A 13,793-nucleotide genomic window follows, 5' to 3' on the forward strand; every position below is an offset into this window, starting at 1 on the left:
GCCCCGCCCCTCGGCCCCGTCAGCCCGCCGCGAGCGGCGGGACCGCTTGCGCCGTCATCGCCCGCCATCACTCCTTTCGCCCCTGCGCCGTTGCCGGTCTCCGCGCCGGCGGCAGCGCCGGTCGTCCTCCCGCCGGCCGTCGTTCCCGCGGCGCCGGTCATCGTCTCGCCGCGCAGGGGCACCGTGAAGTCGGATCTGCTCCTCGTGCACGGAAGCTCGGATGCGAATGTCGCGATCACCGTGCAGCTGGTCGCCGCCGCTGGGCGGGTCGTCGCTCAAGCCGTCGATTCCGCGAACCCCTCCGGGATGTGGACCACGCCGATGAAGATCGCCGGCATCGCCGATGGCCAGTACACGCTCTCCGTGGTCGCATCCCGGGGGCTCCAGGTCAGCCAGCCGGCCTCGGTGCCGCTCACGGTCGGTCGCACCCTGCCCGACGTCGTCGTGACCTCGGTCGACGGCGGCGGCCGGCTCTTCCCGCTCCTGACAGGGACGGGCGCCCCCGGAGCGACGGTGCACGCCGCCGTCGGATCCGCGGACACGACCGCGTCGGTGGATCCCCAGGGAAACTGGACGATGACCGTCGTCGACGGGCTCAGCGCCGGTGACAACGCCATCACCATGACGCAGGACCTGTCGGGGGAGACGTCATCGCCCCTCTCCGTCGACGTGCCGCTGCACGCCCCCGCTCTCTCCGCGGCGACCGCCTCGAACGGCGTCGTCGTGACGGGTGACGCGGGAGCGGGCATCGAGCTGCGCACCGGTGGCGGAGCCTGGGCGCCCGGCGTGCTCGATGCGACGGGTCAGCTCATCGTGCCGGTGGGCGCCGGTAGCGCGACCACGGTCGATGTCCGCTATGCCGCGGCCGGACGATACGGGCTCACCAGCACGCTCACCGTGCCCTGAGCGAGGGACGAGCAACGCGCGTGGTATCCCCGGCGGCCGGACGCTCCGTCAGCGGGCCGCCGCGGCGAGACCACGGCGCCGCTGAGGCTGACGCCGATCGGCGTCGCGCACGCGGCCGCCCCACCACAGGTAGAGCCCGATCAGGGCGAGTCCTGTGCCGTAGAACACGAGCCACCACGGGAAGGCGACCGTGACGGGCGGGGCCTCGGCCGCCTTGACGTCCGCGTCCGGCGTGGGTCGGACCCGTTCGCCCGTGACGAGGATGCGGTGGGAGTTGATGCCGAGCGGCGTGCACGTGATGAGCGTCACGAGGTCGCGGTCCTGCTGCGGGTGCAGTGACGCGGTGTCGGACGGTTCGACGACGCGGGTATCGAACACCCGGTAGGTGAGCACACGACCGAAGGTGGTGACGGTGAAGGTGTCGCCCGGCTGGATCCGGTCGAGATCGGTGAACATGGTCGCCTCGGCGAGACCCCGGTGGCCGGTGATGACGGACAGCGTCCCCTTGCCTCCGACGGGGAGTGAGGTGCCCTCGAGATGCCCCGCGCCGCGCAGCAGGGTGGCGTCGCTCGTGCCGTGATAGACGGGCAGATCGACGCCGATCTTCGGGATCTGGATCCGGGACATGATCCCCGTAGGCGTGCTCAGCAGGCTCGCGTAGCTCGGAACGGTCCCGGTCGCGGTACCTGCTCCGATGGGTTTGCGGGTGTTGGCCTCGAGCTCCACACCGGACGCGAGCGACTCGTTGTAGCGGTCGGCGGCGGCGAGCTGCTCCGCGGCGCTGGGTTCCGTGTGCTCGACGGAGAGCTGATAGCCCTTCACGACCTGGGACTGGTTGAGCGAGGACACCCAGCTCGCCGCGCTGGAGTACGTCAGAGTCGTGGCGCCGATGACGGCGACGAGCGTGGTGACGATCAGCAGGCCGTTCGGCTTCCAGCGCCGTCCTCGGCGCGTCCGGTGGCGTTCCCGCCGCAGCGGCTGCCTGTCGTCGAGGTTCACGGTTTCCTATCGATGCGGAAAGGGGCGGGTGGTCGCATGTCTGGGAGCTGCGACCACCCACCCGTGGGAGAGGCGGGGAGACAGGGAAAGTGGGAAACCGTCCACCCGCATTCGGGGTGGGGCGGCCGATCTGGAACGGCCGACCCACCCGGCTGGGACGCGGGAGCTCAGCTCTCCGCGTGTGCGCGGCGGCGGATCACCAGGAGGACGCCGCCGGCGGCGACGAGCAGCAGCGCGATGCCCGCGGTCGTGAGGATGATCTGTCCGTCGGCACCGGTCAGCGGCAGGCCCGGGACCAGCTGCTGGTTGTTGGTGACGGTGAACGTCGGCGTGGTCACGGTGGATCCGGACTGCACGTTGACGGCGGTCAGCGCGGCGTTGCCCGCCGGGAGCACGTAGCCGGCGGGGGCCGCGGTCTCCTGGAGGATGTAGCAGCGGTTGGTCACATCATTGGCCGCGGTGGTCGTGTCGCCGACCCAGAGACCGGAGATGGCGATGGATCCGCTCGCGTTCGAGGTCACGACCAGCGGGTTGGTCGAGTTCGGCTGGGTGACCTGGGTGAGACCAGTGACGCCGCCGGCCGGGACGGCGCAGGTGCCGGTGGTGGTGGTCGTCTCGAAGACGGTGAACGTGGCTCCCGCGAGCGTGTGCGTCGGGTTGCCGGCGTCGCTCTTGGTGCCGAGCAGGTTGCCCCAGCGGGTGGTGACGGTGTTGGTCGGGGTCGGGCTCGTGGTGCCGTCCAGCTTCAGGTCGTTCAGGTTGACCGTCGCGGTGTTGTCGATCGCGCCGACGGCGTTGACCGTGGCGCGGAAGCCCACCGAGACGGTCTGGCCGGCGACGAGCTTGGAGAGACCCGATGCGGTGAGGGTCACCGTGAGCGTCTGACCCGACCAGGTGTACGTGTAGTCGCCGGGGGTGGCGAGCGTCGTCGCGCCGATCTTCACGACGGGCACGTAGGTGGTGTTCGGCGTCAGCTTCGCGTCCAGGACGTCGGAGACGATGAGCTTGGTGTAGGCCTGTCCGGTCGGCAGCGACGGGATCAGCTGGGAGACCGAGAAGTCGACCTGCGAGCCGAGGGTGTACCCGTTGGGGTTCTGGTTGCCGACGGTCTTCTGCGGGGAGGTGCCCGTGGCGTTCTTCGGGTACACGTTCACGTTGTACTCCCACAGGCCCGTGTTCGCGGCGCCGGCAGTCGAATCGGCGGGCGTCGGCACGGTCACGACGAACGGCGACGACATCGTGATGACGCTCGACGGCGCGCTGATCTCGCGGACGAGGTAGGCGCCGACCGCGAGGCCCGAGGCGGTCGCGATTCCGCCGCCGGCGGTGGTGACGTTGGTGCAGGTGCCGAGCGGGAAGTTCGTCGTCGAGTCGACGCCGGCGGTCGTGCCCGTGAGGGCGGTCGCGGACTGCGCGCCGGCGACGTTCTGCAGGTTCTTCACCTGCGTCCAGCCGAGGTTCGACGTGTCGGTGAGGGAGGTGACGTTGTTGATCGCGCACACCTGGAACGTCACGCCGTCGATCGGCGACGTCGTCGGGTTCGTGCCGGTGCCGGACGGATTCTGGGAGCCGTTGGCCGGGTAGGCGTACTTGTGGATGGTCAGGGACCCGGTCTGGTTGGTGACCGGGCCGGGGACCGGGGCGGCGCTGGCGGCCGTTGCCGTCAAGGCCACCCCCAGCAGGCCGAGCGACAGCGCAGTCGCTGCTGCCAGCGTCCGGTGCGTCCGCACCGCCGCGGTGAGAGATTTCGACATTATTGTCTCTTTCTTATTGATGGATCACGACGCGGCGCGGCGTGACGAGGAACCGGGACTCGGGCAAGTCCCGGACGGATTCAGAGGGCGTTTCGCCGGTGTCGGCGTCGCCAGAACTGCAGTGAGGCCAGGCCCAGGGCGAGGGCGGCGAACAGGACGCCCGCGATCAGATAGGCGTCGGCACCGATGCCGCCGGTCAGCGGGATCGCAGGCACGGTCTGCTGGACGTTCTTGATCGCGCCGAGGCTCACCGTCAGCGCGGTCGCGCCGACCGTGGCCGTGCGAGGGGTCGTGTCGAGGACGTACCCCGCGGGCGCCCTCGTCTCGGTGAGCGTGTACGCGCCCCACGCGAGGCCGCCGACGGTGAGATAGCCGGCGCGCGCGTCGGTGTCGTTCGTGCCCGTGCACGGCGTCGCGGTGCAGTCCTTCACGGTGATCGTCGGTCCGGATGCCCCGGGGCCCCGCAGCGTCCATTCGGATCCCGCGAGGTAGTGCGATGTCGAAGCCGCGTCGACCTTCTGCCACGAGATCGTCCCGGCCGTGGGCTGGTTGATGTAGGTGCAGGCGACGGTCGCGCCTCCGGCGATGCCGGTCAGGGGGAACGATGCGGCGCTGGTGAGCGTGTAGGTGGTCGGGCTGCCCGTCGCGGGCGTGACCGTGCAACTCCCCGACTTGAAGGTGTAGCCGGTCTGCTGCGTCTCGGAGACCGCGACCGTCGCGCGTGACGACGCGGATCCGAAGGTGAGGGTCCACGGCGCCGTCGATCCGCCGGCGCCGGTCACGGCCGTCGTCCCCGTCGGGGAAGTCGTCACGGTGCCGGTGGTCGCCGTGGTCGCGGCGCCGAGCGTCCAGCCCGGCGCGGCGGTGGGGTTGTTGCCGTTGACGTCGGTGACCTGCTTGCCGAGCGTCACCGTGGCGGTCGAGGGCGATGCCGTGTTCGTGATCGTGCACACGACCTTCGCCCCGCCCGCGATGTTGTTCGGCATCGCGAAGCTTCCGCTGCTGCCGTTCCCGGACGCCACGACCACGTTGCCGTTGGCCTGATCGACGCAGGACCACGTGCTCGTGTAGTTGCTCAGACTGCCGGATGCCGCGGTCTCGGAGATCGTGTAGGTCTGACCGCTCCGCCCGAGCAGCGGGCCGACGATGCTGCTCTGGATCCCCGTCGCGGTGCCGGTCGTCGTCGCGGTGTTCGCGGAGCTGGTGACATTGCCGATCGTGAGGGTGAACTGATCGCCCGGCGCATAGCGACCCTGCGGCAGGTTCTTCTGCAGGACCATCGTGTTCGGGTAGATGCAGCTGGCCATGTCGACCCACGCGATCGGGCCCGCAGAGGACGAGAGCTGGGCGCCGGTGGCCGGATCGACCTGCTTGATGGTCGACGACGCCCCGGAGGACAGCGCCGAGCCGATCACGAGGTTGCCGTTGGGGCCGAACGCGACGGAGTTGTACTGACCCGCGTTCGCCGGGAGTGCGTTCGTGATCGTCGTCGCGGTCAGGGCGGCGTTGCCGGCGGACGTCGGCAACGGGCCGTTCACCCGGGAGACGATCCCGGATGCGGTGTCGCTCGCGTTGGAGACGATGTAGAGGTTGCCGGCCGCGTCGAACGCGATGTCGCCGTTCGCGGAGGAGCCCATCCCGCTGATCGAGCCCATGTAGCCGATCGGGGTGTTGGTGAGCGTGTTGAACCCGTAGATGTACCAGATGCCCGTGGGGGTGTCGGGCACCCAGACGTAGTAGTAGATCCCGGTCAGCGGATCGATCGCACCGGCGATGACGTTGAGGAGCGATCCGGACACGTTCGTGCCGTAGGTCGTGGTCTGCCCCGTCGACGCGTCGTATCGGAGGATCGTCCCCGCGGTCCGATCCAGTGCCCAGATGTAGTTGCCGGCCTGGCCGAGGGCGAGCGCGTTGACGATGTCGCCTGCCGGCACGGTGAACGCGCCGTTCGCGGTGCTGGCGCCTGAGGCGGCGGTCGTCTGGAAGATGCCTCCCGCGGTCGTCACGGAGTAGACGTACGTCGAGCCGCAGCCGAACGCCGGAGCGGCCGCGGCGGCCAGCGCCAGCGGCGCGGCGGGGGAGAGGGAGCCGGCGGTCGGAGCGGTCGCCTTGACCGACCGCGACGGGCTGGGCGTCGGCGCGGGCGTGCTCGGGTCCGCGGTCGGAGTCGGGGCCGGGGTCGGCGTGGCGGTGGGCTGCGCCGTCGGGTCGGCGGTGACGGCCGACGCCCTCGTGCTGCCGAGGACGGCGAACAATCCTCCCGCGAGCAGCAGGACGCCGAGCGCCGCCGCCGCCGTCCGTCGCCGCCGGCGCACGCGGGCGCGCCGGAGCTCGCTCCGCGTCTGCGGTCGACCGTTCGGGTTCTCAGGGTTCACGTGCACTCGCTTCTCGGGTTTCGTCTGCCGATGCACAGAGAGACCTCGACTGCCCGGGATCGTGACGGAGGATCTTCGAGATATTTTTCGCACTGAGTACTTGTAAAAGATTCTTGACATCACCGATCGTGGCTCCGTACGATCAAATGTAAAGAATCTTTGACAGGAGGAGACGATCATGGTCTACGAGGAGCGCAACGTCTGGTCGGGCCTCATCGTCACCGTCATCGCCATGGCGGTGTACGTCGCGGTCGTACTCCGTCAGGCAGGAACGGGTCCGCTCATCGACGTCGACTGGGTGCCGATCATGCTGTGGACGATCGGCGCCAGCATCGTGCTGACGATCGTCATCAGCATTCTCTGGGGCATCGTCGCGGGCATGCGCGAGCCGGGAGGAGTCGGCAAGAGCGACATCCGCGATCGCGACATCGCGCGGATGGGCACACGTGTCGAGCAGGCCTTCCTCGCGATCGCGGGCGTCGGGGTGCTCATCCTGTGCGCCGTGCGCGCCGACTGGTTCTGGATCGCCCACACGATGTTCTTCGGCTTCGCGGTCGCCGCGATCGTCGGCAGCATCGCGCGGATCGTCGCGTATCGGCGGGGCCTCTGATGGTCAAGCCGACCAGAGTCACGAACTCGATCCGCGCGCTGCGCGACACCCGTGGCCTCACCCAGGCCGAGCTCGCCTTCCGCGTGGGAGTGACGCGGCAGACCCTCATCGCGATCGAGGCGGGCCGGTACTCGCCGACCCTCGAGCTCGCGTTCCAGCTCGCCCGCGTCTTCGAGGTCGGCCTCGACGACGTCTTCCAGTACCCGGAGGTATGAGATGAACGACATGGATGCCTGGATCCAGACCCGCTACGGCGGCGTGGACGAGGTCACGCGGACACGGATCGACGTCCCGCAGCCCCGGCGAGGAGAGGTGCTGCTGCGTGTGCGGGCGACGGGCCTGAATGCGGCGGATCGGCACATCATGACCGGCGAGCCTCTGCTGCTGCGCAGCGCGTTCGGCTGGTCGCGTCCGAAGCAGCCGGTCCGCGGCATCGATGTCGCGGGTATCGTCGTCGCCCTAGGCCCCGAAGTATCGGGATTCGCCGTGGGTGATGAGGTGGTGGGGGAGATCCCCGGCGGCGGCGGGCTCGCCGAGTACGCGATCGCGCCGGCGGGCCGCCTCGTGCCCCGCCCGGCCGAGGTCGATCCCGTGACCGCCGCGGCGCTGCCCATCGCCGGCGGCACGGCGTGGCAGGCGCTCCGCCGGGCCGACGTCGCATCGGGCGACCGCGTGCTCGCGCTCGGCGCGTCCGGCGGGGTCGGCACGTTCACGGTGCAGCTCGCCGCGGTGCGCGGCGCCGAGGTGCACGCGTCGTGCTCCGAGCGCAACCGCACGCTCGTCGCGTCCCTAGGCGCGTCCACCACCTACGACCGCCGGACTGTGCGGCTCGCCGACCTGCCGGAGAGGGGCTTCGACGTCGTGGTGGACATCGCCGGCGACAGTCCGCTGCGTGCGGTGCGGAGGCTCGTGCGCGACGGCGGATCCGCCGTGCTCGTCGCGGGTGAGGGCGGGCGCGTGCTCGGCCCGATTCCGCGGGTCGCCCGCGCGGCCGCACTCTCCGTGTTCTCCCGCCGTCCGCTGCACCCGCTCGCCGCGACCGCCAAGCCGGAGGCACTCCGCGAACTGCTCGCGCTCGCCGCGGACGGCCGCATCGCGCCGGTCGTCGAGCGCACCTGGCCGCTCGCGGAGGCCGGCGCCGCCCTCGCTCATCTCGCGGCGGGGCGCACCGTCGGCAAGGTCGTCGTGACGGTGGAGTGACCGCGGGTCACACCCGCCCGAAGATCTCCGGATCGACCGGGCGCTGCGCGCGGGGGAGCTTCGCGACGACGAGGCGATAGGCCTCGGTCACGAGCTCCTCGACGAGACCCTGCTCGAGGCTTCCGTCGGCGAGCAGCGTGATCCAGTGCTTCTTGTTCATGTGGTAGCCGGGGATGATCGCGGGAAATGTGGCGCGCAGGGCCTCCGCATCCGCCGGCGCCGACTTGAGCGTCACGCCCGTCGCGGTCGACGGCGAGAGCGCCATGAACATCAACCCGCGCACCCGGAAGACGTCGACCTCGGGCCCGAACGGCTGATCGACGGTGACACCGGGGAGCTCCTCGGAACGCGCTCGCACCCAGTCCTGCATGTTGTCGCCTGCCACGCGCCGAGCCTTTCGTCAGGAGGGTTCCGATCATGGATCCACGCACCTCATCATGCCGTGCGCGAGCGACACCGGACGCGACTGCGACCTCGACCGCGTCCGGGACCCGCTCTGTACGCGTCGGCGGTTTCGGCGGATCATGGGGCGGGGACTGAGCGAACGGGAGCGGAACATGCCAGAGGACTACGTCGCCACATCGAGCATCGCGATCGAGGCGTCTCCCGATCGCGTCTGGGAGGTGCTGACCGATCCGGAGGCGGTCCGCGAGTTCATGTTCGGGACGACCGTCGTCACGGACTGGACGGTCGGCGCGCCGATCCGCTGGCAGGGGGAGTGGCAGGGACGCGCCTACGAGGACAAAGGCGTGATCCTCGAGGCGGAGCCGGGGCGGCGTCTCGTCTGCACGCACTTCAGCCCGCTCACAGGGAAGCCCGACGTCCCGGAGAACTACCACACGCTGACCTGGACGATCACGGGGGACGGTCCGGTCGAGTTGACGCTGAGCCAGGACAACAACCCCGACGAAGCCGCGGCGCTGCACTCCACCACGATGTGGGACAGCCTCGTGCGCAGCGTGAAGGAGATCGCCGAGCGGCAGGGCTGAACGCCGGAACGGGAACGCGCCGCGCGACCGATTGCCCTCGGTCCAGAAACCGTGCCATTCTCAGTACCACGTCAGCGCCGATGCTCCGAGCCGTCCTGCGACCCGCGCCACCGGTGACCACGGGTGAAACGACAGGGGGATCGCATGTCGCAGACCGATGCCGGGAATCTCACGCACGCGGAGGACCACGGCGAAGAACACGATGCGGAACAGGCCGGGTACAAGAAGAGCCTGAACCGTCGTCAGGTGCAGATGATCGCGATCGGGGGTGCGATCGGCACGGGCCTCTTCCTCGGGTCCGCCTCGCGGCTGCACAGCAACGGGCCGGCCCTCGTGCTCAGCTACGCCTTCGTGGGCGTGATCGCCTACTTCCTCATGCGGGCGCTCGGCGAGCTCGTGCTCTACCGCACCACCTCCGGCGCCTTCGTGTCCTGGATGCGCGAGTTCTTCGGCGAGAAGGCGGCGTACTACACGGGGTGGATGTACTGGACGAACTGGGCGCTCACCGGCATCGCCGAGCTCAGCGCCGTAGGCCTGTACATCCAGTACTGGTGGCCGCAGATGCCGACCTGGGCCACGGTGCTCATCGCGCTCGCCGTGGTGCTCGTCGTCAACCTGCTGTCCGCGAAGGCGTTCGGAGAGTTCGAGTTCTGGGCCTCGGTGCTCAAGGTCACCGCGATCATCGTTTTCCTCGTCGTGGGGATCGTCGTCGTCGCGTTCAGCTTCGACGTCGGCGGGCACCGCGCGGGCGTTCAGAACCTCTGGTCCAATCCCGGCGGGTTCTGGCCCACCGGCGACGGCTTCGCCTGGTACGGGCCGATCATCGTGATGTCGGGCGTCGTCTTCGCCTACGCCGCGATCGAGATGGTCGGCATCGCGGCGGGCGAGATGGAGGATCCGAAGCGCGAGGTCCCGAAGGCCGTGAACGCGGTCATCGTCCGGATCGCGGTCTTCTACTGCGGCGCGCTGCTCCTGCTGGTCTGCATCCTGCCGACGAGCGAGTTCACTCCGGGCATCAGCCCGTTCGTGACCGTGTTCGGGCGAATGGGCATGCCGTGGATGGCCAACGTGATCCAGGCGATCCTCATCGTCGCGGCGATGTCGTCGCTGAACTCCGGGCTGTACACGACGGGCCGCGTGCTGCGCAGCCTCGGCATGGCGAAGCAGGCGCCGGGCTTCACGCTCAAGATGAGCAAGTCGGGTGTGCCGTGGGCGGGCATCGTGATGACCGCCGTGGTCTACGTGTTCGGATCCATCCTGAACGCGGTGAGCCCCGATGCCTTCGAGATCGCACTGGAGGCGGCCTCGATCGCGGTCGTGTTCACCTGGGGGACGATCTTCGTCTGCCAGCTGCGGCTGCGAAGACTCACCGACAGGGGAGTGCTGCCGCCCAGCACCTTCCGAGCCCCGGGGACTCCCTGGACGAGTTATCTGGGTATCGGATTCCTCGCTTTCGTGATCGTGGGCATGGCGATCTCCGGTTGGCAGGCGTCGCCGTACTTCTGGCACAAGACGGGCTTCGTCGTCGTCGTCATCGGGATCCCCGTGCTGCTGGTGATCTTCGAGCTCGGCTGGCTGATCGTGAAGGGCCGCGTGGCAGCCCAGACCGACGGGCGGATGCTCAGCAAGTGGACCGACACCGGCCTGCGGTATCCGCCGCGGCCCGCAGGCCCGCGCACGGAGTCCATCGCGGCCATCGGCACGGTGCAGTTCGACGTGCACGACCGCGACGAGGACGACGAGGACGAGGGGATCCCGGTCGGGCCCGTCGAGATCGAGATGCACGAGTGGGACAACCTCGACGAACCCGACAAGAACCGGCCCGACGATGCCACGGGCCCGCGCGAAGGGGGACGGTGACATGCGTCGCCTCGCCGCCGCCGCGTTGAGCCTCGTGGCCGCTTCCGTGCTCGTCTCCGGCTGCTCTTCGGCCGCTCCGCAGAACACCGGCGACAACAGCGCGACCGGATCCGGCACGCTCACGATCGGCATCGCCGATGACCTGCCCGGGGTGAGTCTCAAGACGGACTCCGGCTACGCGGGGTTCGACATCGACACCGCGAACTACGTCGCCGGCAAGCTCGGCGTGCCCACGAAGAACATCACGTGGCAGCGCATCGACCAGGCCGAGCGGGTGAGCGCGCTCACCTCGGGCAAGGTCGATCTCGTCGTCTCGACCTTCTCGATCACCGCCGAGCGCGAGAAGGAGATCGCCTTCGCGGGACCGTACTTCGTGGCTCATCAGGACCTGCTCATCCGCCGCAACGACGACACCATCACCGGACCCGAGACGCTCGACGGGAAGAAGGTGTGCGCGGCCGCCGGGACCACCTCGATCGACTACCTCACGTCGCACTACCGGGGGAAGATCACCGTCGTGAAGGTGCCGTCCTGGTCTGAGTGCGTCCGAGACCTCGCCGCCGGCACCGTCGACGCGGTGTCGACGGACGACCTCATCCTCGCCGGCTTCGCGACGCAGCCCGAGTACAAGGGCGTGCTGCGCGTGATCGGCAAGGGGTTCACCGATGAGAACTACGGGATCGGCCTGAAGCAGGGCGACGACCGGCTCGACACCGTGCGCGCCGCGCTCAAGGAGTACATCTCCTCGGGCGCGTGGAAGAAGTCCCTCGACGCGAACATCGCCCCGTCGGGATACGCGATCCCTGCGCCGCCGACGGTCAAGTAGCGCAGACACGACGACGCCCCTCCGTCCCGGGCGGACGGAGGGGCGTCGTGGCGATCAGAAGACCGGGGTTCCGGCGCGCGTGAGCTGCCAGTTCACGACGTGGAAGTCCTTCGGGTCGATCGTGCCGGCCGCCGAGGCGTACGCCACGATGGCCTCGCGGATCGCGACCTGCGCGTTGTAGACGACCGGCGCGGTCGCGATGTGCGGGAAACCGCCGCCGCCGGACTGGCGGTAGTTGTTCACCGCGACGACGAACTTCTGCGCCGGATCGACCGGAGCGCCGTTCCAGGACAGGTTCTGGATCCGGGACCCCTGCGGCTGCGCGATGTCGACGTCGTAGGCCACCCCGGAGAACTGGTCGTAGTTGTAGTCCGGGGTGTTCAGCGCGTTCGTCCAGCTCGCGGGATCCACGGGAGCGCCGGGGGCCACCTGCTGGAAGTACTTCGCGGAGTACTCCAGATAGTCCTTGATCTGCGCACCGGTGAGCACCGAGGCCATGAGCGTGTTGTCGTAGATGTACAGCCCTGCGACGTCGCGGATCGTGACCTCCCCAGCCGGGAAGGTGGCCTGGCGGTTGAAGGGAGCCGCGATCGACACGACCGGGAGCGCCGCCTCCGGAGTGCCGGCGATGGCCTGCGTCACGGTGTCGACCTGCACCTTGTTGACGTAGTCGAGGATCGCGGTGTCCTTCCAGCAGGACTCGGCGGCCGACAGCTCCTCGGTGGAGTTGGCCACCGGCTTGTTGACGTACGCGACCACGGCGTCGTGCTGCGCCTTGATGAGCGAGACGAGGGCCGGATCGTCCTGGACCGTGTTCGTGTTGACGTTCGTGGCCTTCTTCGACACGACGGTCCACTGGCCCTTGACCTGCTGCAACTCGATGTCGAACACGCTGAGCCGCTGGCCCCAGCACATCGGCTCGCTGAGCACGACCTGCTGGCCCGTGGTCGCGTTGGTGACGAAGCGCTGCGGGATGTCCTTGTGCGCGTGCCCGAACAGGATCGCGTCGACGCCGGGGACCTGCTCGGCGAGCAGCGCCGCGGCGTTCTCGTTCGGCAGCGCGTCGCCGTACGACGAGGTTCCGCTGTCGCCGGAGTGCACGCTCACGACCAGCACGTCGACGCCCTGGTCGCGGATCACGGGCACCCAGCGCTTCGCGGTCTCGACGATGTCCAGCACCTCGAGCTTGCCGCTCACGTTGGCCTTGTCCCAGATGACGATGCCCGGGTTGGTCAGGCCGAGCACGCCGACCCGGATCGGCTTGGCGCCCTTCGGGTGCAGCGTCTTGATCGTGTACGGCGTGTACGCGGGCACGGTCGTGCCCTTGCGTACGGCGTTCGCGCCCAGCACGGGGGCCTTCATCTGCGAGATCCAGGTGTCGAGGAAGTCGAGGCCGTAGTTGAACTCGTGGTTGCCCAGCGCCACGGCGTCGTAGCCGATCGCGTTCATCTGCGCGGCCATGGGGTGGATCGCGCCGCTCTTGGTGATCGGATCGATCGTCGCGTAGTAGAAGCCGAGCGGCGTGCCCTGGATGGTGTCTCCGGCGTCGAAGAGGAGGGTGCGGTCACGGCCGCGGTCGGCGCGGATCTGGTTCACGACGCTCGAGACGCGCGACAGGCCGACGACGTTGCCGGCCTTGTCGGAGTACTCCGCGTCCTTGTAGTAGTCCCAGTTGACCGCGTGGGAGTGGATGTCGGAGGATCCCATGATCGTGATGGTCACGGACTTGCCGACGCCGCCCGCGGCCGCGGACGCCGAGTCGGAGCTGGTGGCGACCCAGCCCGCCGCGGCGAGGGCGCTCGCCGCGGAGACGCCGGTGAGGAATCCGCGCCTGCTCAACCCTGAGCGGCGCTCCTGCTCGACATCATCCGGGACGGCGCACGAGCACCAGCGGGGTTGCGGGGCGTCGGCGTGGCGGTGGAGATGTGTTTCATCTGTCATGAGCAACGATGCAACCACGCCGGGGTGTCGGCGACAACAAAGCGCGCGTGAACATTCTCCGCCCGCTCGTATGAGCGACTCCGCGTCTCCCGCACGCGCGCCCGAGCGCCCCCGCTTCCTCCGCACGCGCGCCCGAGCGCCCCGCCGTTCTCGGGAGCCACCCACCCACTTCCGGGTCGTCCCCGTCAGCGGAGCCCCTGGCGTGCGCTGGTGGGGACGACTCGGAGTGTTGGTGCATCCACTTTCGGGTCGTCCCTGTGAGCGGAGCCCCTGGCGTGCGCTGGTGGGGACGACTCGGAAGGGAGGGAGGGAAGGAGCGAGGGAGGGAGGGAG

At 69.4% G+C, this 13,793-nt stretch carries 11 protein-coding genes and 1 pseudogene; 7 read left to right on the plus strand and 5 right to left on the minus strand.

All coding sequences use genetic code 11. The features are described 5' to 3' along the window. Positions 1-906, plus strand: a pseudogene (locus RS86_RS00270) (hypothetical protein); the annotation flags it as partial. A 48-nt stretch (positions 907-954) separates the two neighbouring features. On the opposite strand, the gene RS86_RS00275 reads toward RS86_RS00270, so the two are convergent. From RS86_RS00275 to RS86_RS00285, 3 genes are all read right to left on the minus strand, one after another. After that, a complete protein-coding gene (locus RS86_RS00275; RefSeq protein ID WP_045270202.1) occupies positions 955-1,905 on the minus strand; it encodes a class C sortase in 951 nt (316 codons plus the stop codon). 167 nt (positions 1,906-2,072) lie between these two features. Beyond that, positions 2,073-3,659 carry a SpaH/EbpB family LPXTG-anchored major pilin gene (locus RS86_RS00280; protein WP_045270203.1) on the minus strand — a complete coding sequence of 529 codons (1,587 nt, stop codon included), beginning with the start codon at positions 3,657-3,659 and terminating at the stop codon, positions 2,073-2,075. Between the two features lie 80 nt (positions 3,660-3,739). After that, a complete protein-coding gene (locus tag RS86_RS00285) occupies positions 3,740-6,034 on the minus strand; it encodes a SpaA isopeptide-forming pilin-related protein (RefSeq protein WP_152642014.1) in 2,295 nt (764 codons plus the stop codon). 178 nt (positions 6,035-6,212) lie between these two features. On the opposite strand from RS86_RS00285, the gene RS86_RS00290 reads away from it, so the two are divergent. From RS86_RS00290 to RS86_RS00300, 3 genes are read left to right on the plus strand one after another with little or no spacing between them, the layout of a single operon-like run. Then, on the plus strand, positions 6,213-6,644 hold the full coding sequence (locus tag RS86_RS00290) for a hypothetical protein (protein WP_045270205.1): 432 nt from the start codon (positions 6,213-6,215) through the stop codon (positions 6,642-6,644). Then, positions 6,644-6,859, plus strand: coding sequence for a helix-turn-helix transcriptional regulator (locus RS86_RS00295; RefSeq protein ID WP_045270206.1), 216 nt, complete (start codon positions 6,644-6,646; stop codon positions 6,857-6,859). The genes RS86_RS00290 and RS86_RS00295 overlap by 1 nt, the downstream gene beginning before the upstream one ends. 1 nt (position 6,860) lies before the next feature. Continuing rightward, positions 6,861-7,844 carry an NAD(P)-dependent alcohol dehydrogenase gene (locus RS86_RS00300; protein ID WP_052679980.1) on the plus strand — a complete coding sequence of 328 codons (984 nt, stop codon included), beginning with the start codon at positions 6,861-6,863 and terminating at the stop codon, positions 7,842-7,844. Between the two features lie 7 nt (positions 7,845-7,851). On the opposite strand, the gene RS86_RS00305 is transcribed toward RS86_RS00300, so the two are convergent. Beyond that, positions 7,852-8,229: an MmcQ/YjbR family DNA-binding protein gene (locus RS86_RS00305; protein WP_052679981.1), complete on the minus strand. Its 378-nt coding sequence runs from the start codon at positions 8,227-8,229 to the stop codon at positions 7,852-7,854. A 172-nt stretch (positions 8,230-8,401) separates the two neighbouring features. Between RS86_RS00305 and RS86_RS00310 the strand changes: the two genes are divergently transcribed. The 3 genes from RS86_RS00310 (at position 8,402) to RS86_RS00320 (ending at position 11,519) form a co-directional block, all read left to right on the plus strand. Next, positions 8,402-8,833, plus strand: a complete 432-nt coding sequence (locus RS86_RS00310) for an SRPBCC domain-containing protein (RefSeq protein ID WP_045270207.1) — start codon at positions 8,402-8,404, stop codon at positions 8,831-8,833. A gap of 144 nt (positions 8,834-8,977) precedes the next feature. Continuing rightward, the gene (locus RS86_RS00315; RefSeq protein WP_082076447.1) at positions 8,978-10,693 is read left to right on the plus strand and encodes an amino acid permease; all 1,716 of its coding nucleotides are present in this window, start codon (positions 8,978-8,980) and stop codon (positions 10,691-10,693) included. Between the two features lies 1 nt (position 10,694). Then, complete coding sequence (locus RS86_RS00320; protein WP_045270208.1) at positions 10,695-11,519, plus strand: glutamate ABC transporter substrate-binding protein; 825 nt, start codon at positions 10,695-10,697, stop codon at positions 11,517-11,519. Positions 11,520-11,573: 54 nt separating this feature from the next. On the opposite strand, the gene RS86_RS00325 is transcribed toward RS86_RS00320, so the two are convergent. Then, positions 11,574-13,358 (minus strand): bifunctional metallophosphatase/5'-nucleotidase, encoded by a 1,785-nt coding sequence (locus tag RS86_RS00325; protein WP_045270209.1) that lies wholly within the window; start codon positions 13,356-13,358, stop codon positions 11,574-11,576. Positions 13,359-13,793: the final 435 nt, after the last annotated feature.

This window comes from Microbacterium azadirachtae (assembly GCF_000956505.1).
GTDB classification, from domain to species: Bacteria; Actinomycetota; Actinomycetes; order Actinomycetales; family Microbacteriaceae; genus Microbacterium; species Microbacterium azadirachtae_A.